Genomic DNA, 24,699 nt, shown 5'->3' with positions numbered 1-24,699 from the left:
GCTCTCGAAATGTCTGCCTACGTCGAGCAGCGAGGCTTCGAGTACTCAGCCTGACAGATCACAGGGCTTTTGAGATAGCCTTTTTTTGTTTACGCGAACGTTTCCTTTGCCACCACACGATTCTTACTTATCTTTTCTTTATGGATATTTTGTACTTGGTTATGGCTGCGGCAGCGTTGTTTGGGTTAGCACTTTTATTGGCTAATCTATGGTCGATAAGTGTGGCTTGGCGCAAAGCGAAGAGTAGGGGATTGTCCGTTTCATTTGGAGAAGCTAGAGCTTTGACAAAGTTCTTCGACCTAGAGGATGAGTTTCTGGATAGATGTGGGGAATTCAAAAAGATTGACTCTGATATTTCTGTCAAAGATATTGTCCATCATCATATGGCAGATGGAAATACAGCTGCACTATTGACTCACTGGAAACAACTCAGGGAGGCTGAAGTCAATATCACCTTCAAGTCGCTAGTATTATATGACCTGGCTGGAAAAGACATGGATCAGTTGATTGCTAATTTGAATCGAGAATATGAATTGATCATTCCTGAAATAGAAGAGAGTGGATTATTGGCCTATTACTATTGCAAGTTTAAGGTTGCTGGTGACAGTTCTGGATGGATCACACCTGATTTGAATGCATTCAAAAAAAACATTGAAGAGAAAATAAATTTGGCCCTCTTATCCGGTGACCTTTCGGATTTTGAAGCTTTAGCCAACTTCATCAAGGAAGAATATCTAAACGAGAAATTCTGGAAGAGTCTGTGCCATGGTCAGGTCATCGATCAACAAATTAGGATTACCAAAGGATGACTGTTTATTGTTTGACCGGATTAGGAGCAGATTCTAGCGTATTTGAATTGCTTCAAATCAATTACCCTAAAGTTTGCATAGAATGGATTCCATCATACAAATGGGAGAATATGGCTTCTTATGCATGGAGACTCTGTGCCCAAATTGATACATCAAAACCGTTTGTATTGCTCGGTGTCTCATTTGGTGGGATGCTTGCTGTAGAAATGAACAAGTATATTCAGCCTAAACAAACTATTCTAGTTACCTCATTAGCCAGACGAAGTGAACTGTCATTATGGATTCGATTGATTGCTAAAACTAAATTGAATCGAATACTTCCAAGCTTTTTATTCGGTTCCAACCCTAAGTGGTTGATCTTGTTTTTTGGCATCAAATCAGAAAGAGGAAAGAAACTGGTCACAAAAATCGCCAAGAAGTCTGATCGAGTTTTAACTCAATTATCTATAGATAAAGTGCTCACTTGGGACAATGAATGGTTGCCGGAGAATTTGGTGAGGATAGTGGCTGCAAATGATAGACTACTACCTAATCCTCAAAAAATAGAAGCTTATAAAATCAAGAATGCAGGACATTTTGCTATTGTTGAAAATTCGGAAGAAATTTCTGCTCAGGTAGATAAGATTTTGTCTGAAGTGAATTGATATATTTACCCAATGACTATAACTAGCTTGGCAGTCCTACTACAGACTTCAACCCATACTCAAGATACTTCAGATGTTGTTTTTTTAGCGATTCTTAGTGTTTTGGTGATTTTATTGACAGGTGTATCTGGTAGAATCAATATGGGTTTTCAGGTGCCAGGCTTTCCCAGGCCACTTTCATCAAAAAGAAAAGAAATTCTGAAAAAGCATTTCCCCTATTACAGCCAATTAAGTCCTAACCGAAGAAAACGTTTTGAACAAAAAATTCAATACTTCATCCATGTCAAAGAGTTTATACCCAGACAAATTCCTGTGGTCACAGACGAGATGAAAGTGCTAATTTCAGCCTGTGCCGTACAACTGACTTTTGGGTATCCGAAAGTTTTTTTGAGTCATTTCAAACGAATATTAGTATATCCAGACAATTACTATTCTACAATCAACAAAACCTATCACAAAGGGGAGGTAAACCCCAGACTCAGAGCCATTGTGTTGTCGTGGAAAGCCTTTGTCGAAGGCTATTTCAATCCGAAGGATGGGAGGAATTTAGGATTGCATGAGATGGCGCATGCGCTTAGGTTAGAAAATTTAATATTGAATGCTGAGTATAAATTTTTTGATGGTGCAGTATTACAGCAATGGCAACAGCAGGCTGACATGGAAATGAAAAACATTGCTGCAGGTAAAAGCCGAATGTTTAGAGACTATGCAGGCACAGACCCCGATGAGTTTTTTTCCGTCGCTGTAGAGAATTTTTTCGAACGCCCGAAAAAATTTAAAAGCCTAATGCCGAATCTCTATGCGATCTTAGTGCTACTTTTGAAGCAAGATCCTTTAAACCCGATTTAGAGTATGGCCAAAAGAAAGCCACATGCTGCAAGTATCAGAAATCAAGACACCGCAACGGTCAAAGATGTAATTGATGCCATGCTCAAATCTTACAACCTGAGTAAAAAGTTTGATCAGACTACCTTGGTGGCGACCTGGAATAAGATCATGGGCAAAGCCATAGCTAATCGAACCTCCAAGTTAGAAGTCAGAAACAATATCCTTATCGTCACACTCAATTCCGCACCACTCAAACATGAGCTCAATCAATCTAGATACAAGGTTTTGGAGCTTTTAGAAAAAGAGTTTGGAAAAACAGTAGTTAAGGATGTGCTGTTTGTTTGATCAATTTTAAATTTGATTAAATTGAATTTGAAAATTGAATTCAGTAATTCGTGACGAAACCTAAGATTCTTTGCATGTTTTCTGGAGGAGTAGATTCCTCCGGCGTATTACATGAGCTAGTGACAAACGAAAAATACAAGTCACATTCACTGATCATTCATCATATCCATATTTGGAACCGAGAAAACAGAGCCATGGCCGAATTGGGTGCTGTGAAGAGTATTCTCAATTATTATAAAAAAGAAGCGTCTTTTATCTTTTCTCAAAGCACTTTTGATACCAGGGGGTTTGCTGTATTGAAATCGAATCGATTTCCAATGGATATGGATGTATGTGCTTTTACAGCTTCGCAAATTTGCGCGGCCAGACCAGATGTGCAGTATGTGGCAATGGGTCGGACAAAAACGGACGTAGCAAGCGGGGGTGAAAATTTCAATAGAAGAATGCAAAGAGCGCAAGCCATTTTTAAGTCTTCGCTGAGTTTAGAACAGCACAAGCCCGCAGAGTATATCTTTCCAGTTGTCAACTTCACAAAAAGGGAGATTTGGGATTTTTTACCCGAAGATGTTAGAGTGGCCACATGGTGGTGTAGAAGACCGATTTATGAGGAGGAGTTGGCCAAACCCTGTGGAAAATGCAGCACTTGTCAAGAGATGCAAGAATTTAAAAAGATATGATTAATCGTTTGTTTGATCATATCCATAAATTTAGTCAGGCGGTTGATTCGGATCTACGGTTGATTGAGGCTGCTTTGTCAAAAAAGGAATTCAAAAAGAAGGATCATTTATTGACTGCTGGACATACTTGTCATTATAAATATTTTATCCTCTCAGGTTGTATGCGCTCTTATTTTGTAAACAACAAAGGTGCCGAGCAGATTGTAAATTTTGCCCTTGAGGATTGGTGGATGACGGACTATGACAGTTTTATTAATCAAAATATTTCGCAGCTCAATATTCAGGCCATTGAGGATTGTACAGTTCTAAGATTGAGCAAATCCGATTTTGACCGAATAACTACTCAATCTCCAGCTTTAAGTACCTATTTCAGAACTATTCTTGAAAAAAGACATATCGCAGATCAACGACGTATTCAGTACATGTTCAACCTTTCTGGTGAAGAAATGTACGATACTTTCTTTGAGCATAACCCAAGTTTTACTCAGCGCGTCCCTCAATACATGTTGGCCTCATACTTAGGCTTTACACCAGAATTTCTGAGTAAAATCAGAAAGAAAAAGGCTAAAAGTCGTTCTTAAACTACATTAAGAAATTGGACCAATTCTATTCGGAGATTTGAATAAATAAATCAATTATTACTTTTAAATCGAATAGAAATGGAAAGAATAAGTTTTCAAAACACCCCCGATGGATTGTACAATGGTCTATACCAAATGGGTGGATATCTAGATACCGCAGGCTTGGAAAAGGATCTACTTATGTTAGTTGATTATCGTGTTTCACAAATCAATGGTTGTGCTTTTTGTTTGGATATGCACTTCAAAGAAGCAGTAGCAGCCGGCGAATCTACCGTAAGGTTGAGCATGATATCAGCCTGGAATGAAACAGAGCTGTTTTCGAAAAAAGAAAAAGCTGTGTTGGCCTATGCCGAAGCTGTTACGCTACTTTCAGAACATGACATCGAAGAGAGCGTCTATGAACCACTAGAAAAGTTTTTCAGCCAGGATCAAATTGCTGCCTTGACATTAGCCATTGTAAGAATCAACTGTTGGAATCGATTCATGAAGGCTTTTAAAACTAGAGCTGGTGAATATGTGGTTGGACAGTTTGCTTAATGGGGCGAAATTGTTGACATAAATCACTTTCAGAACTGACCTAGGCCGTCAAAAGGTGAGGGTACTTTCTCTAATTTCATAATGAAATAAAAAGTCAAGATCATGAAAAAGAGAGAGCACATTTCAACAATAATGACCAAGGACGTTTCTACCATTGATATCAACAGCACCTTGCACGAGGTGAATGAAATATTTGCTAAGAATCATTTTCGTCATTTGCCGGTATTATCCAACAATGAGCTGGTTGGGATTATTAGCCAAACAGACATATTAAGAATAAGTTTTGGAAATACTTTTGGAGAAGAACAAGGAGATGCAGATCAAGCCATATTTGATATGTTATCGATCAATCAGGTGATGAAACATGATCCTGTGATCATCGGTCATGACCAGACCATTCGCGAAGCTGCTCAGATATTTACTGAGCATGAGTTTCATGCTTTGCCGGTTTTGGCAGAAGGTAAAACGGTGGGGATAGTCACGACCACAGACATTATCAAATACTTTTTGAATGCCTAACAAAAAAAGGCTGTGTATAATCCATACAAAGCCTTTTTCATGCATTCAGCTAGAGATTACTTTTTAAACTCCCTAATAGTTTTTTCGATGATATCACAACAATCATGTAATTGCTCTTCTGTCATCACTAAAGGAGGAGCGAAACGGATGATATTGCCATGCGTCGGCTTGGCCAACAAGCCATTTTCTTTCAGGGCCACACAAATATCCCAAGCCGTAGAGCTATCAGGGGTATCATTGATGATGATGGCATTCAACAGGCCTTTTCCTCTTACCAATTTTACCAAGTCAGTAGTTTCGATGAATTTGTTCATTCGCTCTCTAAAAAGTTCTCCAAGTTTCTGAGAATTTTCCGCCAATTTTTCTTCTTTCACTACTTCAAGGGCAGCCATTGCGACTTTCGCAGCAATTGGGTTTCCACCAAAGGTAGAGCCGTGCTGGCCTGGCTTGATGACATCCATGATGCGGTTGTCTGCCATTACAGCGGATACAGGATAAACACCACCTGAAAGCGCTTTACCCAATATGAGCATGTCAGGCTTCAAGTTTTCGTGATCAACAGCTAGTAGTTTCCCCGTTCTGGCAATACCAGTTTGTACTTCATCTGCAATAAACAAAGCGTTAGCGGCAGTACATGCTTCTTGAGCGGCTGTTAAATAACCTTCATCCGGCACGAATACACCTGCCTCACCTTGAATAGGCTCTACCAAGAAGCCAGCGACATTGGGATCCTTCAAGGCTTCTTTCAAGGCATCAATGTCGTTGTGAGGGACTTTGATAAATCCACCTGTATAGGGTCCAAAATTCTTTTGTGCTACTTCATCATTTGAGAATGAAATGATGGTAGTCGTACGACCGTGGAAGTTATCTTCAGCTACGATGATTTTGGCCTCATTTTCTGGTGTGCCTTTTACCTCATAAGCCCATTTTCTACAAAGCTTAATGGCAGTTTCTACTGCCTCAGCACCTGTATTCATAGGTAATATCTTATCGAATCCGAAGAAGTCAGACATGAACTTTTCGTATTCTCCCAAGGCATCATTGTAAAACGCTCTTGAGGTCAAGGTCAAAGTTTTGGCTTGCTCGGTTAAGGCACCTACTATTTTTGGATGACAGTGTCCTTGGTTGACAGCTGAATAGGCGGAAAGAAAATCATAGTATTTCTTGCCTTCCAAATCCCACACATGTACGCCTTCTCCACGAGACAATACCACTGGTAGTGGATGATAGTTGTGTGCGCCGTACTTATCTTCTAAGGCGATAGCCTGTTCGCTAGTTAATTCTCTGACCATGATTGTATATTTTGGGTTGTTCAAACAAAAATGAGTTCTTTGTTTAGAACTCATTAATTTCGCTCAAAATTACGAAAAGCATTTCGAATAACACAACAGAAACTCTTTTGCTTTGAGCGATAAAAACAACGGTCAGCTGTCAGAATCGAACGATTCACCAGATTATTACTTCAATGAGCAAGGCCTGATGGTCTTTACCGCTGCCTATCATCTTAAAAGGGGATATTGTTGTAAAAATGGATGCAAACATTGTCCCTACGGATTTAAAAAGAAAGTATAGAGATTAGTAGCTAGTAGACCAACCTGCAGGCACGAAGAAATAATTTCACTAACTTCGAACCGCGCATTCTTTAATTAAGTAATCCACACACTACTTTTCGCCTGTAATTATGAATAAGAATGCTTATTTACTACTTTTTTTATTATCTATCCCATTATATCCCATTGCTCAATCATTGCAATTTGAAGAAGCACTCACAAAAGCACACTTAGGAAGACTCAACAGAGATAGTGCCTTGTGGTGGTCAAACCGAGCTTACTCCATCGCAAAACAGAAAAACTCACCAGTATCTATAAATAGATCATTGGTATATGTTGGTGCTGCCTACTGCAATTTGGGTGAAAGAGATACAGCAAAACAAATTCTAAATAAGGCTGTTTCTGAATTGGATGACCGTTCTTTTGAAAAAGGTTTTGGAACTTGGTATTTGGGCAAAGTACATCTTAGAGAGGCAGAATATATTAAAGCCAAATCTTATTATTTATTAGCTATTCCAATTTTAAAGTCATGTGATTCTGTTAAATACGAAAGTAACTGCCTGACTGAAATTGGGCTGAGTTTTGGTATGCAAGGGGATTATTCCACAGCCTTGAAATGGTATACCAAGGCGTATGAAAATAAACTGCAAAATGGTCTGGGCCATAAAGTAGATATTGAGCTCCATAATATAGCCAATGTGTATATGCGGCAAGGTAGCTACGATAAGGCTATTAGTTTCTATCGTAAAGCTATGGAACATAAAGATGGAAGAAATGATCACAGTCCTTATATTGGCGTAGGAGGCGTATATAATTTACAGCTCATGGTTGATAGTGCCTTGTATTATTACAAAAAGGCATACGAGATTGCAGTAAATGAAAATTCAGAAAAAGGACAGGCTACTTCTGCAATTAACTTGAGTAATATTTATTATCAAAAGAAGGAGCATCGGCTGGCCATTGAATATTTACAAAAAGCTCGTGCTACCAAGGGGTTACGAAATCGCTCTATACCTCCAGTCTATACCGAACTAGGAAAAAATTATTTTGGACTGAATATGCTCGATAGCGCTAGGTACTTTAGTGAAATTGGGCTAAGAGAGGCAAAGAGGGTTAAGTATCGACAGTATATAGCTGAGTCTAGCGAATTTTTGAGTTTGGTGCTAGCAAAGCAACGAAACTTCGAAAAAGCCTATGAATATGCCTCTATGTCTATGACATATACCGATTCGATCACGCGAGAAAGAAGAGACGATGCCATAACTGATCAGAGGATCAAATTTGAGACCCTTAAAAAGCAGCATGAAATAGACGCACTGAATGCAGAAAATCAAGTACATCAGTATAAGTTAATATCACTCATGGTGGGTATTGTTTCGTTGGCATTGATAGCGTTTCTGGCCTTTGTGAATTTTAGATCCAGAGCGCATCTCAAACAAGCCAAATTGGAGGAAGAAAAATCAGCACTTCAATTAGAACTTGAAAAAAAACATGCGCAGTTGTCTGCTCATACGCTCCAAATGATTCATCATAAAAATGGAATAGAGGAAATAGAGCAACAACTCAAAGAACTGGATGGTGCTGGCAAGCAAAAAATTAAGAACATCATTTCTATCAACAAGGCTCAGGAAAAAGACTGGGACAACTTCAATAACTATTTTAGCGATGTCCATGCTCAATTTTTTGATGTTTTAAAATCTTATCACAATGATTTGACACAAAGTGAAATTAGACTTTGCGCATTGTTGAGAATGAAGTTGGCCAACAGTGAAATTGCCACTCTGTTGAATATTGAGTCAAAAAGTGTGAAGATGGCGAGATATCGATTGAAGAAAAAGCTGCAACTAGAAGAAGAGCAGGATTTGAATTCTTATATCTCAAAGCTGGAAATGAATGATTCTAGTATGTCAAAAAGTTAAATTAGCTCGAACCATCTTTATCCTGTGATTTTTATGTCCATCAGATCACAGCATTCATGGACTTGATAAGCCTATTTATCGAAGCAATTACAGTTGTAGACCCTTTGTATACCACATAAATTAGCAATTCAGTTGGCTTTCGTCTCATATTTGATTCGTTAAAATAACGCGAATATGAAGACGCATATTACTACTTTATTCATGCTTATCAGTAGCTATTGCTTTAGCCAAACAGTTCATTCGGTTACCGTATCTGTAGGTCAAGCTGCTGGTTGCCCGGTCGTAGCTAGCATAGAGCACTCTCCCTACTTCCAAGTATTCCCTAATCCAACTTCAGCCACATTCACCATTCAAACCGACCTGGAAAGGGCACATTTCAGATTGATCGACATGCATGGACGCACGCTTCGAAATGATCAACTACTGGGCAGGAAGCAAGAAGTAGATATTGAAGGGTTACCTAAGGGGATGTACATCCTCCATTTGAACAATGAAAAAACCTCTGACATGGTTAAGATCAGGATCAAGTGAGTGCATTGGACAAACAAACTTCCAGCTTTCTAAAAGACATAGCCATGAAAAATATAGTAATAATTTTGTGGGCGTTTTGTGCGACAATGATCACTACCTCCTTATGGGGCCAACAGGCCATCCTGGTTGAATCCGGCGATCAGGTAGATCTACAGGCTGATACTTATAGAGGAACCATCCAATGGCAACAATCAACAGAGCTGAACACATGGTCTGATATTACTGGAGCCATCGGTGGTAGCTACAAAGCCACAATTAATGAGTTGCCGGTTTATTTCAGAGCAGAAATAATTGAGGCCGGTTGTGAAAGCCCCCACTATAGCGAAACTATTCAGGTACTAGGGATAGATGATGTCATGTTGTGGTCGGATGCTGCCACCTGGGAAGGTACCAAACCTCAGGCCGGCGATGAAGTTGTGATACCAGCTGGCCATTATGTATTGCTGGATGAAGACACACCCAACCTAGGCGGACTGACAATAAAAGGAGCGCTACAATTTGATACCCAAGATCTTGAATTGACCAGCGAATGGATTGTCGTAGAAGGAACTTTTAAAATCGGTTCGCCAAACCAACCTTTCCAGCAAAAAGCTACCATCACACTTAATGATACTGATACAGAGGCCAGTCGAATGGGGATGGGAACACGAGGCATCATGGTAATGGGCGGATATCTTGAGCTTCATGGAGTTGCTCCTGATGTCATCTGGACAAAAATTAATGCGCACGCTGCATCAGGATCTACTTCACTATCATTGATAGAGAGTGTGGACTGGACAACAGGAGATGAAATTGTGGTTGCCCCGACGGATTATTACGAAGCAGGATTTGGAGCTTCGGTCACTCAGCGAATCAGCCTCACCAGCGTGAGTGGGGGGCAATTGGGTCTGGCCGACCCATTGAATGCCCAAAGGTGGGGACTATTGCAATATCCTGTAGCAGATGGACTCAGCCTTTCTCCTTCAGGTACGGTTTCTCCACCAGTGGCCGATACTGAATCCACGACTACACCTTTGATCCTTGACGAGCGTGCGGAGGTAGGAAATTTGACTCGAAATATTGTTATCCAGGCACCGGATGATAACTTATGGAAGAACGAAGGGTTTGGTGTGCACACGATGATTATGCCAAGTGGCAAGGCATTCATCGAAGGGGTTGAATTTAAACGAGCCGGACAGGCAGGTAGATTCAGAAGATATCCCTTTCATTGGCACATGCTGAGTTATGAAGGTACTGCTACGCTTTCAGATGCCACTGGACAATACTTTAATAAAAATACTATCAACTCTTCGGCCAATCGAGGCATTGTGATACATGGCACCAACGGCGTCGAGGTCAGAGATAATATTGTCTATGATACTCGAGGTCATGGAGTTTTTACCGAAGACGCAGTAGAACGAAGAAACACGATCGATGGCAATCTGGTGCTGCATGTCAGAAATCCTGAATATGGTTCTCAGCTGATGGAGCATGAAGTGGGTAGCTTCGGTTCGTCAGGCTTTTGGATAGCCAATCCAGACAATACAGTAACAAACAATGCTGCAGCAGATTGTCAAACCTTTGGGTATTGGCTGGCTTTTCCTGACCGACCTTTTGGTCCTAGTGCTGAGGTGCTGGCTAGTGATGGCCAATTGATTAGGCCCAATAGAATACTATTCGGCACCTTTGATGGCAATACCGCCCATTCCAATAAAAACGATGGTCTCCATTTGGATGATCCTCAAAACGACGAAGATGGTAACACTTTTCCTCTTCAATATTGGTCTAGTACGGATGGCCGGGCAGACAATGGAAATACCGAAAGCCTGAGACGATTTACCTTGGCTAGATTCCATACCTGGAAGAATATGGATAATGGCTCCTGGGATCGAGGTGTTTGGACGGATATGATTGAATTTGTGTCTGCTGACAACTGCGGACGTTTTTTTGCCGGCTCGGGAGCCGAAGGTGTGATTGAAAGAGGTTTGATTGTAGGTACCAGTCTCAACTATATGATGAATGGCACTGGCCGGCCTGACATTGCTGATTTTCAGTTCAATGCTTCTTCAGCACCTACGGCTTTTGCTACTTATCATAGTGCGTTCAGCATGAAAAATAATATTTTAGTCAATTTCGAAGTTACAGAACATGACCGAGCGGGGGTATTTGCCTCCGACGACTACTATCTCCGCGCAGTAGACATGGGCATGATGCGAAACACCAATAACACTTTTATCAATTCTCACCCCGGAGTGAAACTTCAATCCACAGATAGTTATTTCACGTTGGCGAGTGCTTTGTATGACCCTTATGGTTTTTGGGGGCCAGAGGGCAATTATTTTGTGTATGATGATCCTTTTCTTACGCATGGCAAAACGGTTCATACTGTAGAACTGGGTACAGAAATAGCAGGAGGTGTGAGTGTAGCAGGCCCATTTTATGGCTTTGCTGCTTTTGTGCTCCATGGAGTTGGATATACTCCACCGCTTACGTCTCCGGATCAGGACATCATGGCGATCCATGTGGATAGGTATGAACCAGATGATTTGGATCTGAATTCGGTGGTGGCTACCTGGGATGTCGATGCTGCACAACCCAATTGGACACTTCAGCATATGAGGGATTTTGCCACTACACCAGATGGTTTGTACGTGCTCACCTTCCCGGGCGAAACCAACCCAACGGACTTTCTAATGGAAGTAGAGCAGATGAAAGAAACATCGGATACCCAAGTCATTGGTGTTCAGTTCGATGGAAGCATAGATCCGGTCGTTCGTTGGCAACAAGAAAGGAATGCTAATAACTATACCTACTATTCCGAACTAAATTCTTTGACTGATGTAGTTAATTCTTCAGGAGAATCCTGGTGGCAAGACAAAGCCAACCATCGGGTATGGATAAAACTTAGAGGAGGTAAATGGGAAGAAAATCAATACGACACCGGCTGGGAGCGTACAACTAATGAAACCATGCAATTGTTAATTAGACCTGAAAATTAAAATGAAGCATTTATCTAAAATTCTATTAACAGCGCTTTTATTATCATCGTCTGTCGTTTGGGCGGATAAGGTTTTGATGTTTGTTTCACACGAACAGACCTATTATTCGGAGTATATTGTGATGAAGGCTGCACTAGAAGCTGCCGGTCATGAGGTAGATGTACGTAGTGCTTCAACGATGGATTTCTCCATTTACATGACTGAACACTATGCAGATATTCCGGCCGCCGCCAATGCGCATGAAACGAGTAATTATTCTGATTTTCAATCCCAATTCAACGGTATGTTCGGGCAGGCTTGGAATGAAACATACAATACCGTTCCGGCTTCGGACAATACCACAGGGAGTCTATTAGACGTAGAATCCATCGACGGGTATATCGGAATCGTAGTGGTTGGTGGAACCGGGTCGCTCGACTATAGAGTGGATGGAGCCTATGCATCACAAGGAACAGACGCACGCGAACTCTCTGCAACGGTTATAGAAAACACAGCAACACATTTGAATGATTTGGCCATCGAAGCTTTGCTCCAAGGCAAGCCGGTGATGGCTCAATGTCACGGGGCCAGCATCCCTGCATTTTGGAGAATTCCGGACACTAGTGGTTCCGGGCATGAAGTTTTAGGTTTTAGCCTGCTGAAAGGACAAATTTCAGCAGGCTTCCCTGAAGGCCCAGGAGAGCCAACAGGCGAAACCCTCGAAAATTTGGGTGTAACCTACAATCCGGATGACCGAGTGACAATAGCTAGTCCTCATAGTTCACTTAATGACGATGGGACAGGAGATTATCGCATCATTACGACCAGAGACTGGTTTCCACAGACCGTAGCGCATGCGGCCCGTACTTTTTTGAACATCATTGATACTTATCCAAGTCAAACCAGAAAAGAAACGGCAGTAAAAACCTTGATTCTACATGGAGGAGCCATTGATGCTGGCAATTGTGGCCCGGGTAACAAAGAGAATGACGTGCCTTGCAATCATGGAGGAGGAGACAATCTGCCAGCAGACTATACACACCTATTGGCACTACTCAATGCCAACGGAACTGAGGATGACTTGAATATTACTACTGACCACCTGGATGTGACTGGGACTTTAGTATTCAATGCAAGCAATGAAGCGGAAGTACTCGCTTATTTAAAAGACTATGATGTGGTGGTATTCTTTAAGCATTGGTCGAACTATATCACGGATGAAATGCTTCAAGCTATTGTGACCTTTGCAGACGACGGAGGTGGCGTGGTCGGTTTGCATCATGCGCTATATAATGATCAAGATAATGGTCAGAACAAAGATGTGCTCGTTTCCAACCTATTTGGTGCAGAGTCCTCTAATTCTGGCTGGGCAGCTAATCTGGCTACTTTTGATATGTATGCCACAGATCATGGGCATTTTGTATCTACTTATGGGGTGACTTTTGATGATGTTGCCTTGTACCCTGATATGACCTCATGGAATGATGATCCTTTGCCTGCCGCAGCGAATGGTTCATTTTCTACCCTTCCTCACTTCGAAGTGTACGACGAGCTGTACATTAATTTTGATTATAGCGGAGACATTCCTATTGGAAGAGGAGTTAATCATTTGACACCATTATTTTCCAATAATGCGCCTCCCCCGATTGGAAGTGCCTCACAAACTCGACAGGCTGGGTTTACCCAATATTTTGATGGTGATGAAGATGGTATGGTAGGCAAAGTCGCTTATATCGCATTGGGTGAAAGGAGAGAGAATATGGAGGCTACCAGCACTTATGGACAAATTGTTAGAAATCTGGTGGTTTGGGCTGCTCCCAGTCTGGCAGACAAACTTTCACAATATATTTCCATGGAGTCATTTGAGGATAAAATGATCGGAGATCCTTCCTTCAATTTGAGTGCTTCGGTGAGTAGTGGACTTCCATTGACTTACTCGGTAACTTCTGGGCCGGCGAGCGTAGATCAAACCGGACAAGTGACACTTACTGGAGTTTCTGGAATTGTCTTTATAAAAATATCCCAGGCTGGTAACGACGTGTATGAAGCTGCCGAAAAGACAGTTTCTTTTAAAGTGCTTGACCCAGCTAAACAATCGCAGGAAATTACCTTCAACGAACTTTCTGACCGTGAGGTAGGGGATGAGCCATTCGATTTGGAGGCTACTTCATCTTCAAGTTTATTGGTGAGTTTTTCCATTATTGATGGGCCGGCTACCCTTTCCGGAATGACGGTAACTCTTACAGGAACGGGTACCGTAACCATCGAAGCGAGTCAGCCAGGAAATGACACTTATAATCCGGCTACATCGATTCAGCGCTCCTTCGTGGTGAGCGAACCGGATACGCCTGTAAATACCTTATTATCAGTAGATGATTCGGTAGATGGGATCCGGGTTTTCCCCAATCCCACAAAACATTGGGTGCATGTTCAAAATGGAAATCCCTCTCAAGCGAGACTTAGCATCTATTCGATCAATGGAATAAAAATGTTGGATTATAATTTGGATAGACAGGCAAGTATAGATGTAAGTACCTGGAAGCCAGGTGTCTATTTGATGAAGGTCATTGAGCAAGAAAATATCACAACAACCAAAATCCTTATCGAGAGGTAATCGCACAATTGATTGAACAAAGTGCAATGGGAGCTATGAGAGTAGCTCCTTTTTTGTTTTCACGACACCGTGCGATTGAACCAGATTCATGTGCCAATTGATAGATGAATGTTTTGACTAATGTCTAATTTAGCGGTCGAATTTCATTGAACCATTAATCAATAGCTACATGAGCAACGACGTTAGAAACCTCGAACCCAAAGAAATGTGGAACTGCTTTGCCGATTTGAATGCGGTACCCAGACCCTCGAAAAAAGAAGAAAGAGTAATCGCCTTTGTCAAGAATTTCGGCGAAAGTCTCAATCTCGATACTTATGTAGATGAAGTAGGCAATATCATTATCAAAAAGCCAGCGACGCCTGGCATGGAGAATCGTAAAACGGTATGTATCCAGAGCCACATAGATATGGTTCATCAGAAGAATGCCGATACGGTATTTGATTTCGATACACAGGGCATAGATATGTTTGTAGAAGGAGATTGGGTAAAGGCAAAAGGAACAACGCTAGGTGCTGACAATGGCATTGGCGCTGCTTCTATCATGGCTTTGCTGGCTTCAAAAGACATTGCACATCCTGCGATTGAAGGATTGTTTACTATTGACGAAGAAACTGGAATGACTGGTGCGATGGGCTTGAAGGGTGGTTTGCTAGATGCCGAAATCATGCTCAACCTCGATACCGAAGACGATCACGAATTAACTATTGGCTGTGCTGGTGGTGTGGATGTGACTGGAGAAGGGACTTACAAAGAAGAGCCAGTTTCAGGAGAAAGAGTTGGACTTGAAATCAAAATGAGAGGACTATCAGGCGGCCATTCTGGTATGCAAATCCATGAAGGTTTGGGTAATGCCAACAAACTGATGAATCGTCTGTTGTATGCCTTGGATTCTGAATTTGATATGAGCATCGCCAGCATAGATGGGGGAGGATTGAGAAATGCGATCCCAAGAGAATCTGTGGCTATAATCTCAGTTTTGAAAGCTGAAAAAGAAGAACTGGAAAATGAGATCATTGGACTAGCCGAAATGATGATCGAAGAACATGATACTACTGATCCTGAAATGGAAGTGGATATCAGTGAAGTGGCAACACCAGCTAAGGCGTTGACCAAAGACTTTCAGCAGAAGTTACTCAGAGCAGTTTATGCGTTGCCCAATGGCATTTATCGCATGAGCCCCGATATGGAAGGTTTGGTGCAAACGTCAAATAATGTTGCACGCGTAGCTGTTGGAGATGGTAAATACAGCATTCAATGTTTGACGAGAAGTTCCGTAGATACGGAAAAAATAGATTTAGCATTGAACATTCAAGCGATATTCGAATTGCTTGGAGCGGAAACAACAATGGATGGAGACTATCCAGGCTGGACACCAAAACCAGAAGCAGACATCGTGAAGCTAATGGATGATTTGTATCAAAAGACATTCGGTCACAAGGCGGATGTAAGTGCTTGTCATGCCGGGTTGGAATGTGGGATTCTCGGTACTAACTACCCAGAAATGGAAATGATCAGTTTTGGACCTAACATTCGAGGGGCACACTCACCGGATGAAAGAGTGCAAATCAGTTCGGTGCAGAAATATTGGCCGTTCCTATTGGAGACTGTGAAAAATATTCCTTTAAAATAAAAAACGCCCTCCGAACTTCAATTTTGAGCTCGGAGGGCTATAGAACTAAATCAAACGTATTTCTTGAATTGATTGATTTCTACTTTTGCCTTTAGGCTGTATAGTAGATTGTACAAACCAAAAAATGTCCTATTCATATAGAGAAAATGCTTCGAACCTCTGTTTTGATTCATTTTTTTAAACTCCGAATTCTTTGAAAGTTGCTGACCTTTCTCTGCTATGGCATTAAAGAATTCATCGTTGTTAAAGTCAAAGTTCTTGAGATTGAAAGGCAGCGTAAACAGACTCAAAAGCTCCTTGAAAAATGTCTTGAAAAATACTCTTTCCGCTTCACTATCGTCGTCTCTCAATATTTCCAATTCATATAATTTTTGTTCGAAAATGGTCGAGTTTTCCATGATGGCCTGATTCGACAATTCGAAGTAGGGTACATAAAAATCTTCGGGAATCTCCTTGATGCATCCAAAATCGATGGCTATTAGTTGATTCGATTCATCGATTAGAAAATTACCAGGGTGAGGGTCTGCATGCACTTCTCTTAGACCATGTATTTGGAACATATAAAAGTCCCAAAGTGTTTGACCAATTTGATTCGCCGCTTTCTGATCGTTGTTGTTCTTTGTGAATTCTGACATGTGAACCCCTGTCATCCAATCCATTGTAATCACACGCTCATTGGAAAACTCCTTGTAGTATTTCGGGAATCTGATATTAGGTATTTTACTGCAAGCTTCAGTTATCGATAGACTACGATTTACTTCCAGTTTATAGTCAGTTTCTTCTAACAACTTTCCTTCAACTTCTTTGAAATATTTTTCAAGCTCTTTGCCTTTCAAGTTGAGCAGCTGCATCGCAAATGGCTTAACGATGGCTAAGTCTGATGAAATACTCTGTGCAACTCCAGGGTACTGAATCTTCACAGCTAGTTGTTTACCATCTTTTTCTGCTTTATGTACCTGTCCAATGCTAGCAGCATGTGTAGATTTTGATTCGAATTTGTCAAAGAGTTCTTCTGCACTTTTGCCGAAATACCTTTTAAAAGTTTTCTGCACTAAAGGTCCGGATAAAGGAGGAACAGAAAATTGAGAAAGTGAAAACTTGTCGACATACGCTTCAGGCAAAATGTTTTTATCCATGCTAAGCATTTGAGCAACTTTTAGCGAACTGCCTTTGAGCTGACTTAGCCCATTGTAGATATCCTCTGCATTGTTTTCATCCAGATTTTTTCGAGCGTTTTTCGGATTTGTTATCTTCTCTCCGTAATATTTCAGCTGGTTCGAACCGACTTTGATTCCGGTGGTGAGCAACTTTCCAGCGCGACTGATTTTTCCTACAGGAATGCTATCTATGGTTTTCATTTGTTTACAGTTTCCTTGAAAAGAAATTTGGCATAGTCAATCACACTATTGATAGGTGTCGTGTCCACCACATCGAAAGTTGTATTAATAGTCTTTTCAATCATCACATCAGTTTTTTCGAATCTTGCAGAATCATCCTTGATCCAAAATCTTAGAATCACTAAAAATTGAGCCCATGCAAGTTCTTCCACAGCTTTAGAAGAGTAGTGTTTGATTGGTTCTTCTTCCTCCGTTTTCAATTCACTGAGCGCAGAAATATATTCTTGAAATGAATTTCTAAGTAATGCAAGCTGAGGGATATCCAATGGACTTTTTAAGGTGAGGAGTATATAACTACGATTCAAGGTTAATATTTCAAAGAAGGTAAAATAGAAGGTTAATAGCTTCTCTCTTTTGTTAAAAGATTGATACTCCTTGGATTTAGAAATAACTGTAAGGGCCTGATGAATGAATTCGTCCCATATGCCTTTTTGAAGATTTTCGAAACTACCGAAATGTTCGTAAAACTGACTTTCTGGTATTTTGAGGTCTTTACAAAACTTATAAATTGATTCCGGAGTCTTTTCAGATTCTAGTATCAATTGCATGTACGCATTGATCAAATCTCCTTTAGAAAAGGATGCATAAGAAGATGCCTTGCGTTTGGTTTTTTCTTTTATAGCCATAACATATATCGTTTGCATCAATAACGATTGTCTAATAAATTAGTTTAAAAATTAGACAAAAAAATGATGCAAGTGTTTTATGGAACAAATAGAGAACTATTTAATAAGTGTGTCTGTTACAGACTTTTACTATTTTAGAGAGAACAAAAACTAAACTATGGAACCATTTGAATACGTAGTTGTATTAATATCATTGATTTTGGGTTTAGGCGTTGCGCAGTTGCTGAATGGGGTAGCGGATATGGTTGCTCAGTTCAAGAAGACCAAATTCAGTGCAGCACATTGTATTTTTATTGTGGTCATCTTTCTGGTTTTCTTCCAAGACTGGTGGTATACTTTTCAATATTCGAATCAAATAACAGAGTGGACCCAATACATTATCCTGGCCTTGCTCAGTTTTCCTATTGCTTTATTTCTATTGGCGCGTTTTATGTTTCCCACGGGCTCGAGAAGTCAGGAAACTGATATGCATGCTTATTTTTATGAAAACTGGCGCTGGTTGTATGGACTTTTTGCTTCTACGATTGGTATCAGTATAGTTCAGAATATTTTCATTTCAGGATATACGTTGACTGAGCAAATTCCTCTAATAATATACTTCACATGGTATGTGGTAGTTATCTCACTCAACATCAAAAGCAGTAAATTCCACAATGTATTTCAGGTGGTTCAACTGTTAATCTGGTTGTCAGTCTTTGGTCTGGTTGACAACGGAATGCTCAATTAATCCATTATCCTCAACTTCGCAAAACTGAGTAACAAAGTCTTATCACCTGCTTTTTCAAAGCTGATGTGAGCCTTTTTGTTAGCACCTTGTTCGTCTATCGCTGTGACTTGCCCGAAACCAAATTTGGGATGTTCTACTTTGTTGCCTACAGCTAACTTGGAAGTGTCGCTAGGTCTAAAGTCCGCCGATGGTTTGTGAAACAATTGATTTGGCGGAGGCTTTGGAGTTGATCTTTGCACATTACTAATAAAAGTCTTGGCATACTGATCTCCTGGAGAAGGTGTGCTGCTCATTTTGGCATTGAACTTCAAGAAGTCTTTGTCTATCTCTTCTAGAAAACGACTCGGTTCACATGTTTTTAATCTTCCAAATCGGTATCTGGTCAAGGCATAACTCAAATACAGTTTGGTTTCAGCTCTCGTGATAGCTACATAGAATAAACGCCGTTCTTCCTCCAAATCCTGACGCGAACTGATCATCATCTGAGAAGGGAAGAGGTCTTCCTCCATCCCTACGATAAACACATTCTTGAACTCCAGTCCTTTGGCCATGTGTATTGTCATCATCGTGACTACATCCTTGTCCTCGTCTTTGTCCTTATTATCGGCATCTGTCAGCAGCGCAATTTCCTGTAAAAAGGCCGACATAGATTTGTCTTCGTTTTCAGGGTTGTCTACAAACTCTTTGATCCCGTTAAGGAGTTCCTGAACATTTTCGTAGCGATTACGACCTTCGATGGTTTTGTCATCGTAGAGCTCTTTCATCAAGCCAGAGTTCTTGGCAATCTGTGAAGCAGCTTCGAAAGCATCTTTCTTTTCCACCGCCAGCTTGAAGCTCTTGATGGTAGTTACAAATCCATCTATTGCAGTGGCCGTACGCCCGCCTATAATATTTTTAGCGTCTTCTAATACGGTCCACAGATCTAGGTTTTGTTCCGCCGCCGCTACAAAAAGTTTATCTACCGACGTACCACCAATACCTCGTTTGGGCAAGTTGATTATTCTACGTAATGCCTGTTCGTCGTTCTGATTGACAGAGTATCGAATATAGCCAAGCAGATCTTTGATCTCTTTTCTTTGATAGAAAGACAAACCGCCTACAATCTGATATTTGATGTTGTTTCTTCGCAACGCTTCTTCCATCGCTCGTGACTGGCTGTTGGTACGATAGAGGATCGCGAAGTCCGCGTTTTTGTATTGGTTATTGTTTTTAGATTCAAAGATGGCAGATGCTACTAGTTTGCCTTCTTCGTTATCCGTGGTGGCTTTGATCAATTCGATCAGGTCGCCTTCGTTATTGTCCGTCCAGACGCTTTTGCGTAATTGGTTTTTATTCTTAGTTATGACGGAGTTGGCTGCATTTACAATCGTTTTGGACGATCGGTAATTTTGCTCCAGTTTAATTACTTTCAGTTCCGGATAATCCTTTTCAAAGTTCAGAATATTCTGAATGTCAGCTCCACGAAAGGCGTAAATACTCTGTGCATCATCACCTACAATACAGATGTTTCGTCGTACAGCCGCTAGTTTTTTGGTAATCACATACTGTGAAATGTTCGTATCTTGAAACTCGTCCACCATCACATAGTGAAAGCGCTGTTGGTATTTGTTGAGAACGTCGATGTGGTCTCTGAAGAGTACGTTGGTGTTGAACAGCAAGTCGTCGAAATCCATGGCATCTGCTTTGAAGCATCGCTGGGCGTATTCGCGATAGATTTTACCCATTTCGGGTTTGCCATTTTCAGTGTCGTCGGCTAAGTAGACAGGGTTGTTGTTGTATTCCTGCCAGGATACGAGGCGATTTTTGGCACTGGATATTCGGTTGAAAACCACATTGGGTTTATACACTTTGTCATCCAAACCAAATGATTTGACGATCTGCTTAATCAGAGACTTAGAATCATCCGCATCATAGATGGTGAAATGACTCGGATAGCCTAATCGATCCGCTTCTGCTCTCAATATCCTGGAAAAAACGGAGTGAAAGGTTCCCATCCAAAGGTTTCGGGCATCGTTGCCCACCACGCCTTCGATACGCTGTCTCATTTCTTTGGCGGCCTTGTTGGTAAAGGTCAAAGACAGAATGTTGAAAGGGTCGACTTTATGTTTTTTGATCAAATGGGCGATACGATAAGTAAGCACACGAGTCTTTCCAGATCCCGCACCTGCGATGATCATCGATGGCCCATCCACATTTTCGACTGCCTCTCGCTGTGGAGGGTTCAGTCCGTTTAAATAGTCTAAATCCGCATTTTCCAACATGGCTGCAATTTAGGTACTGGAAAATTATTTTGAGACATCAAAGGATAGAAATGGTAGCCAGAATCTATCCAAACTTGATTTCCTTTTTCATTTGAATCTCAATAGCTTAGCGACTGCCGAATCAAAACAATCAATTCATGGAAAAACAAGGAAGTTTTAAATCTCTGATACCGTTGATGGTATTCATTTTCTCCTTTTTGGGTATAGGCATATTGTTGGACGACTTTTATGCATTGCCAGCACCAATCGCCGTTATTCTTGGAATCATGGTGGCCTTCGTACTATTTAGTGATAGCCTGGAAGAAAAGACCAAACAATTGGTGGAGGGATGTGGAGATTCCAAGGTGATGACCATGGGAATTATTTATTTGCTGGCTGGGGCTTTTGCCACCGTATCGAAGCAAATGGGTGCCGTGGATTCAGTTGTCAATTTTGGATTGGATTTCATTTCTGTACAATACCTACCTGTTGGTGTATTCTTGATTGCTAGCTTTTTATCGATAGCTACAGGGACTTCTGTGGGGTCGATTGTAGCGCTCGGGCCCATCGTCGTCGGCTTGGCTGATCGGTCTGGTACTTCTCTGGCATTGATGTCGGCTACGCTGCTGGGTGGTGCCATGTTTGGCGACAATCTTTCTATTATTTCAGATACGACGATTGCTGCTACGCAGTCACTGGGAGTGAAAATGAAGGATAAGTTTAGAGCAAATATCTACATCGCCTTACCTGCGGCTTTAGTAACGGTTGTGTTATTGTTGGTTTTTGGTTTGACCAAAGACTTATCAGGAATCGATGCCTTGACCGATACTGGTGACTATGAATTGATGAAAATCATTCCTTATGTTTTGGTGATTGTATTGGCTGTGATGGGTGTACCAGTGTTTCATGTGTTGATCATTGGAATTATCGTGAGTGGGTTAATGGGTATTTCTTTTGATAGTTTTACTATGATGGGGTTTGCCAAGACCACATACAAAGGATTCGAAGGCATGACGGAAGTCTTTTTGCTCGCCATTTTTAGTGGGGGGTTAGCAGCATTAACGGCGCATGATGGTGGCATCAACTACACGCTGAGGAAAGTAAAAGAATGGGTGAAAGGGAAGAAATCAGCCCAGTTTGGATTGGGCGCATTGATTGGCATTACCAATTTGGCGATAGCGAATAACACGGTGACGCTGTTGATCACAGGAGACATTTCGAAAGAAATTAGCGAAAGCTATGGAGTGGACAAAAGAAAAGCGGCGGCACTGATTGATACGTTTTCATGTATTGTTCAGGGCTTACTTCCCTACGGTGCTCAAGTGTTGATACTCTTGAAGTTTACAGATGGAAGATTGAACTTCTTCGATCTAGCTGGAAATGTTTGGTATTTGTATATGTTATTGATTTTTGTGGTATTGGCGATAATGATTAAGCCTTGGGATAAAAAAATATCGGCTATGGCCGAGTAATGATTTAGGATATGAATGTAAGAAGAGCAAAGGCCGAAGAGGCAAAAGATATTATAGATTTTCAAATCGACATGGCTCGGGAGACGGAGAATGTGGCTTTGGATAGAAATATTATTACACCAGGTGTTCAGGCTGTTTTTGACGATGAATCTAAAGGTTGGTATTTTGTGGCAGAAGTAGACGGAAAGATCGCTGGTAGTTTGCTGATCACCTTCGAATGGAGCGATTGGAGAAATGGAATGATCCTTTGGATTCAATCTGTATTTGTTGACAAAGACTTTCGTGGAAAAGGAGTGTATCGAGCACTTTATGAACACATACAAACCATGGTAAAAGACTCAGGTGAATATTGTGGGATTCGTCTATATGTAGATAAGACTAACACTAATGCACTCCAGGTTTACGAAAAACTCGGAATGGACAGCCAGCACTACGGAATGTGTGAGTGGATTAAATCCTGAATCATTCCTGTTGTTCCTTTTTTTGCTATTTTTTTCTTAATCCCGAATTAAACAGGGACCACTTTGGTAGTGAGTGAGTGGCCAGATAGCTACCTGCTAGTAGTGTTATCAATGGATAGATAGGCATTAAGAACCTACCATCCCAAGAGGCAGTGTACAACCCTATAAATAAACAATGTGCAATCAAATAGGTGAAAACCCATATCTTCCATAGCGGGTGGCGGATGTTCTTTTTGTAGGCCATACAAGAAAAATAGTATAGCGGGTATAGAGTACATATTACAAATGCATTATGCCAAAGGGACCAGTATGGCCTTAAATGAAGTACGAAATAAATTAATTTACCAAAGAAAAGCTTAAGGCTAAAAAGTGGATTACTTACCGAAAAGATCAATATCTCAAAGAAAGGAGAATATGATTTTTCAGGGATAAATAGGTTATTTGGAATAGTAACCATCATCCAGTCAAAGCCTGGCAAATGAGGATATGAAGCCACTGAATAAACGAGTTCTCCTGTTAAGAAATTTTGAACCATTGTAAAAGATGTAACCATTTGATTCCCAAGTGCGAGAAAGCTCAAGAAGAAAAAAACAAGTAATACCCATCTTAGGGAGCCAAGTTTTTGGAGTTTAACAAAGCAGATAACGAATAGTGCTAAAATAAGTGCTATCCCGGTTGGCTTAATTAGTGATGTGTAACCGATGATCAGAATTGAAAGAATAACCCCAAAATGAGATTGGTTGGGCTTAACTAAACGAAAAATGGAGAAAATAGTAAAACTGGAATAAATGGCTTCTGGAAGAATATAATTGTTCCACATCAAAATTTCGCCGTAAAAAATATAGATCAAAGAACTTATCAATGCACCCTTTTGGGAATTGAAAACCAAAATAGAGGTCTGAAAAAGACAGATGACTGAAACAAAAGAAATCAAATGTTGAACGAGTACAAGTGCTGCCGAAGAATCGGAAATCCAGCTGGTAACGTAAATCACAGCTACATAGCCTATGTACCAAAAGTTGCGCGAATCAAAATAAAAACCATTCTTTAAATCAGCTGCGTAGGAAAAATATCTACCGGAGTCACGAACTATCTTAATTCCGAACTTGTAATGTAAAATACTGGCAACAAAAGTAAATGTTATAAAAATGAGAAGGCGAGGGTAGTTAGAAATCAAGGAACCCACGTTGATGTTTTTAAGCATAGCTTTGACTGTGAATCAATAGTTGATGTTTTAAAATTGCAAAAAATACTCTTTGAATACCACATCGGGAATTGTATTCCAAAGTTGGTCTCTTTGCTCTTTTGCTTTTATTAATGCAGCTTTTCCGGCCTTTGAAACTTCAAAAAAACGTTTGCGTCGACCGCCGCGGGCTTTAGTAGCTTCTCCTAGTCTTGAGTTGATAAGGTCCTTTTCTTCCAGGCGATTGAGAACGGAATGAACTACTCCTAGTTTTACTTTCCTACCAGTTACTCGTTCAATTTCATCGCAGATCATTACACTATATGCTTGATCTATTTGCGATGCAATGGTGAGAAGTACCAACTCTTCAAATTCTCCTATATTAGTTCCCTTCATAATCTTAAGTATAAAGTTAAAAAAATTGGCCAGCGACCTAGAATCGCTGGTATTAT

The 24,699-nt window shown here is 40.7% G+C and carries 23 protein-coding genes; 17 read left to right on the top strand and 6 right to left on the bottom strand.

The annotated features are described in order from the left end of the window. The first annotated feature begins 140 nt into the window (after positions 1–140). The 8 genes from R8N23_RS17965 (at position 141) to R8N23_RS17930 (ending at position 4,940) form a co-directional block, all read left to right on the top strand. On the top strand, positions 141–809 hold the full coding sequence (locus R8N23_RS17965) for a hypothetical protein (RefSeq protein WP_318172984.1): 669 nt from the start codon (positions 141–143) through the stop codon (positions 807–809). Continuing rightward, positions 806–1,453 carry an alpha/beta hydrolase gene (locus R8N23_RS17960; protein ID WP_318172983.1) on the top strand — a complete coding sequence of 216 codons (648 nt, stop codon included), beginning with the start codon at positions 806–808 and terminating at the stop codon, positions 1,451–1,453. The genes R8N23_RS17965 and R8N23_RS17960 overlap by 4 nt, the downstream gene beginning before the upstream one ends. Positions 1,454–1,465: 12 nt before the next feature. Further along, a complete protein-coding gene (locus R8N23_RS17955; RefSeq protein WP_318172982.1) occupies positions 1,466–2,302 on the top strand; it encodes a zinc-dependent peptidase in 837 nt (278 codons plus the stop codon). 3 nt (positions 2,303–2,305) lie between these two features. Beyond that, positions 2,306–2,626: a DUF721 domain-containing protein gene (locus R8N23_RS17950; protein ID WP_318172981.1), complete on the top strand. Its 321-nt coding sequence runs from the start codon at positions 2,306–2,308 to the stop codon at positions 2,624–2,626. 50 nt (positions 2,627–2,676) lie between these two features. After that, complete coding sequence (locus tag R8N23_RS17945) at positions 2,677–3,303, top strand: 7-cyano-7-deazaguanine synthase (RefSeq protein ID WP_318172980.1); 627 nt, start codon at positions 2,677–2,679, stop codon at positions 3,301–3,303. Next, a complete protein-coding gene (locus R8N23_RS17940) occupies positions 3,300–3,884 on the top strand; it encodes a Crp/Fnr family transcriptional regulator (RefSeq protein WP_318172979.1) in 585 nt (194 codons plus the stop codon). Before R8N23_RS17945 ends, R8N23_RS17940 begins: the two co-directional genes overlap by 4 nt. A gap of 78 nt (positions 3,885–3,962) precedes the next feature. Next, entirely contained in the window at positions 3,963–4,421 is a 459-nt protein-coding gene (locus tag R8N23_RS17935; protein WP_318172978.1) for a carboxymuconolactone decarboxylase family protein, read from the top strand. A 102-nt stretch (positions 4,422–4,523) separates the two neighbouring features. Then, positions 4,524–4,940: a CBS domain-containing protein gene (locus tag R8N23_RS17930; RefSeq protein ID WP_318172977.1), complete on the top strand. Its 417-nt coding sequence runs from the start codon at positions 4,524–4,526 to the stop codon at positions 4,938–4,940. Between the two features lie 56 nt (positions 4,941–4,996). Here the strand turns inward: R8N23_RS17930 and rocD are convergent, their stop codons facing one another. Further along, positions 4,997–6,232, bottom strand: coding sequence for an ornithine--oxo-acid transaminase (gene rocD, locus R8N23_RS17925; protein ID WP_318172976.1), 1,236 nt, complete (start codon positions 6,230–6,232; stop codon positions 4,997–4,999). A gap of 136 nt (positions 6,233–6,368) precedes the next feature. Here rocD and R8N23_RS17920 point away from each other — a divergent pair, with 136 nt between their 5' ends. From R8N23_RS17920 to R8N23_RS17895, 6 genes are all read left to right on the top strand, one after another. Continuing rightward, positions 6,369–6,512, top strand: coding sequence for a DUF5522 domain-containing protein (locus R8N23_RS17920; protein ID WP_412071668.1), 144 nt, complete (start codon positions 6,369–6,371; stop codon positions 6,510–6,512). Positions 6,513–6,621: 109 nt separating this feature from the next. Continuing rightward, complete coding sequence (locus R8N23_RS17915) at positions 6,622–8,409, top strand: tetratricopeptide repeat protein (RefSeq protein ID WP_318172974.1); 1,788 nt, start codon at positions 6,622–6,624, stop codon at positions 8,407–8,409. Between the two features lie 174 nt (positions 8,410–8,583). Then, positions 8,584–8,940: a T9SS type A sorting domain-containing protein gene (locus tag R8N23_RS17910; RefSeq protein ID WP_318172973.1), complete on the top strand. Its 357-nt coding sequence runs from the start codon at positions 8,584–8,586 to the stop codon at positions 8,938–8,940. Between the two features lie 44 nt (positions 8,941–8,984). Next, entirely contained in the window at positions 8,985–11,918 is a 2,934-nt protein-coding gene (locus R8N23_RS17905) for a G8 domain-containing protein (RefSeq protein WP_318172972.1), read from the top strand. A 1-nt stretch (position 11,919) separates the two neighbouring features. Then, positions 11,920–14,511 carry a T9SS type A sorting domain-containing protein gene (locus R8N23_RS17900; RefSeq protein WP_318172971.1) on the top strand — a complete coding sequence of 864 codons (2,592 nt, stop codon included), beginning with the start codon at positions 11,920–11,922 and terminating at the stop codon, positions 14,509–14,511. Between the two features lie 169 nt (positions 14,512–14,680). After that, positions 14,681–16,141: an aminoacyl-histidine dipeptidase gene (locus R8N23_RS17895; RefSeq protein WP_318172970.1), complete on the top strand. Its 1,461-nt coding sequence runs from the start codon at positions 14,681–14,683 to the stop codon at positions 16,139–16,141. A gap of 50 nt (positions 16,142–16,191) precedes the next feature. On the opposite strand, the gene R8N23_RS17890 is transcribed toward R8N23_RS17895, so the two are convergent. After that, on the bottom strand, positions 16,192–17,499 hold the full coding sequence (locus tag R8N23_RS17890; RefSeq protein ID WP_318172969.1) for an ABC1 kinase family protein: 1,308 nt from the start codon (positions 17,497–17,499) through the stop codon (positions 16,192–16,194). Beyond that, on the bottom strand, positions 17,496–18,164 hold the full coding sequence (locus tag R8N23_RS17885) for a TetR family transcriptional regulator C-terminal domain-containing protein (RefSeq protein ID WP_318172968.1): 669 nt from the start codon (positions 18,162–18,164) through the stop codon (positions 17,496–17,498). Before R8N23_RS17885 ends, R8N23_RS17890 begins: the two co-directional genes overlap by 4 nt. A 157-nt stretch (positions 18,165–18,321) precedes the next feature. Here R8N23_RS17885 and R8N23_RS17880 point away from each other — a divergent pair, with 157 nt between their 5' ends. Further along, the gene (locus R8N23_RS17880) at positions 18,322–18,891 is read left to right on the top strand and encodes a hypothetical protein (RefSeq protein ID WP_318172967.1); all 570 of its coding nucleotides are present in this window, start codon (positions 18,322–18,324) and stop codon (positions 18,889–18,891) included. On the opposite strand, the gene R8N23_RS17875 is transcribed toward R8N23_RS17880, so the two are convergent. Continuing rightward, positions 18,888–21,152, bottom strand: coding sequence for an ATP-dependent helicase (locus R8N23_RS17875; RefSeq protein ID WP_318172966.1), 2,265 nt, complete (start codon positions 21,150–21,152; stop codon positions 18,888–18,890). The genes R8N23_RS17880 and R8N23_RS17875 overlap by 4 nt on opposite strands. A gap of 137 nt (positions 21,153–21,289) precedes the next feature. Between R8N23_RS17875 and R8N23_RS17870 the strand changes: the two genes are divergently transcribed. Then, complete coding sequence (locus tag R8N23_RS17870) at positions 21,290–22,603, top strand: Na+/H+ antiporter NhaC family protein (protein ID WP_318172965.1); 1,314 nt, start codon at positions 21,290–21,292, stop codon at positions 22,601–22,603. Between the two features lie 11 nt (positions 22,604–22,614). Next, complete coding sequence (locus R8N23_RS17865; protein WP_318172964.1) at positions 22,615–23,064, top strand: GNAT family N-acetyltransferase; 450 nt, start codon at positions 22,615–22,617, stop codon at positions 23,062–23,064. A 25-nt stretch (positions 23,065–23,089) separates the two neighbouring features. On the opposite strand, the gene R8N23_RS17860 is transcribed toward R8N23_RS17865, so the two are convergent. Next, positions 23,090–24,268, bottom strand: a complete 1,179-nt coding sequence (locus R8N23_RS17860; RefSeq protein WP_318172963.1) for a hypothetical protein — start codon at positions 24,266–24,268, stop codon at positions 23,090–23,092. Between the two features lie 30 nt (positions 24,269–24,298). Continuing rightward, positions 24,299–24,643: a PadR family transcriptional regulator gene (locus R8N23_RS17855; RefSeq protein ID WP_318172962.1), complete on the bottom strand. Its 345-nt coding sequence runs from the start codon at positions 24,641–24,643 to the stop codon at positions 24,299–24,301. Positions 24,644–24,699: the final 56 nt, after the last annotated feature.

It is taken from the genome of Reichenbachiella sp. (assembly GCF_033344935.1).
In the GTDB taxonomy this organism is placed as follows: Bacteria; Bacteroidota; Bacteroidia; order Cytophagales; family Cyclobacteriaceae; genus Reichenbachiella.
The sequence above is the reverse complement of the archived record's forward strand: the minus strand, read 5'-3'. Positions and strand labels throughout refer to the sequence as shown.

Coding starts and splice junctions, on each gene's coding strand:
- R8N23_RS17965 (WP_318172984.1), top strand. CDS start 141: ATGGATATTTTGTACTTGGTTATGGCTGCGGCAGCGTTGTTTGGGTTA.
- R8N23_RS17960 (WP_318172983.1), top strand. CDS start 806: ATGACTGTTTATTGTTTGACCGGATTAGGAGCAGATTCTAGCGTATTT.
- R8N23_RS17955 (WP_318172982.1), top strand. CDS start 1,466: ATGACTATAACTAGCTTGGCAGTCCTACTACAGACTTCAACCCATACT.
- R8N23_RS17950 (WP_318172981.1), top strand. CDS start 2,306: ATGGCCAAAAGAAAGCCACATGCTGCAAGTATCAGAAATCAAGACACC.
- R8N23_RS17940 (WP_318172979.1), top strand. CDS start 3,300: ATGATTAATCGTTTGTTTGATCATATCCATAAATTTAGTCAGGCGGTT.
- R8N23_RS17935 (WP_318172978.1), top strand. CDS start 3,963: ATGGAAAGAATAAGTTTTCAAAACACCCCCGATGGATTGTACAATGGT.
- R8N23_RS17930 (WP_318172977.1), top strand. CDS start 4,524: ATGAAAAAGAGAGAGCACATTTCAACAATAATGACCAAGGACGTTTCT.
- rocD (WP_318172976.1), bottom strand. CDS start 6,232: ATGGTCAGAGAATTAACTAGCGAACAGGCTATCGCCTTAGAAGATAAG.
- R8N23_RS17915 (WP_318172974.1), top strand. CDS start 6,622: ATGAATAAGAATGCTTATTTACTACTTTTTTTATTATCTATCCCATTA.
- R8N23_RS17910 (WP_318172973.1), top strand. CDS start 8,584: ATGAAGACGCATATTACTACTTTATTCATGCTTATCAGTAGCTATTGC.
- R8N23_RS17905 (WP_318172972.1), top strand. CDS start 8,985: ATGAAAAATATAGTAATAATTTTGTGGGCGTTTTGTGCGACAATGATC.
- R8N23_RS17900 (WP_318172971.1), top strand. CDS start 11,920: ATGAAGCATTTATCTAAAATTCTATTAACAGCGCTTTTATTATCATCG.
- R8N23_RS17895 (WP_318172970.1), top strand. CDS start 14,681: ATGAGCAACGACGTTAGAAACCTCGAACCCAAAGAAATGTGGAACTGC.
- R8N23_RS17890 (WP_318172969.1), bottom strand. CDS start 17,499: ATGAAAACCATAGATAGCATTCCTGTAGGAAAAATCAGTCGCGCTGGA.
- R8N23_RS17885 (WP_318172968.1), bottom strand. CDS start 18,164: ATGGCTATAAAAGAAAAAACCAAACGCAAGGCATCTTCTTATGCATCC.
- R8N23_RS17880 (WP_318172967.1), top strand. CDS start 18,322: ATGGAACCATTTGAATACGTAGTTGTATTAATATCATTGATTTTGGGT.
- R8N23_RS17875 (WP_318172966.1), bottom strand. CDS start 21,152: ATGTTGGAAAATGCGGATTTAGACTATTTAAACGGACTGAACCCTCCA.
- R8N23_RS17870 (WP_318172965.1), top strand. CDS start 21,290: ATGGAAAAACAAGGAAGTTTTAAATCTCTGATACCGTTGATGGTATTC.
- R8N23_RS17865 (WP_318172964.1), top strand. CDS start 22,615: ATGAATGTAAGAAGAGCAAAGGCCGAAGAGGCAAAAGATATTATAGAT.
- R8N23_RS17860 (WP_318172963.1), bottom strand. CDS start 24,268: ATGCTTAAAAACATCAACGTGGGTTCCTTGATTTCTAACTACCCTCGC.
- R8N23_RS17855 (WP_318172962.1), bottom strand. CDS start 24,643: ATGAAGGGAACTAATATAGGAGAATTTGAAGAGTTGGTACTTCTCACC.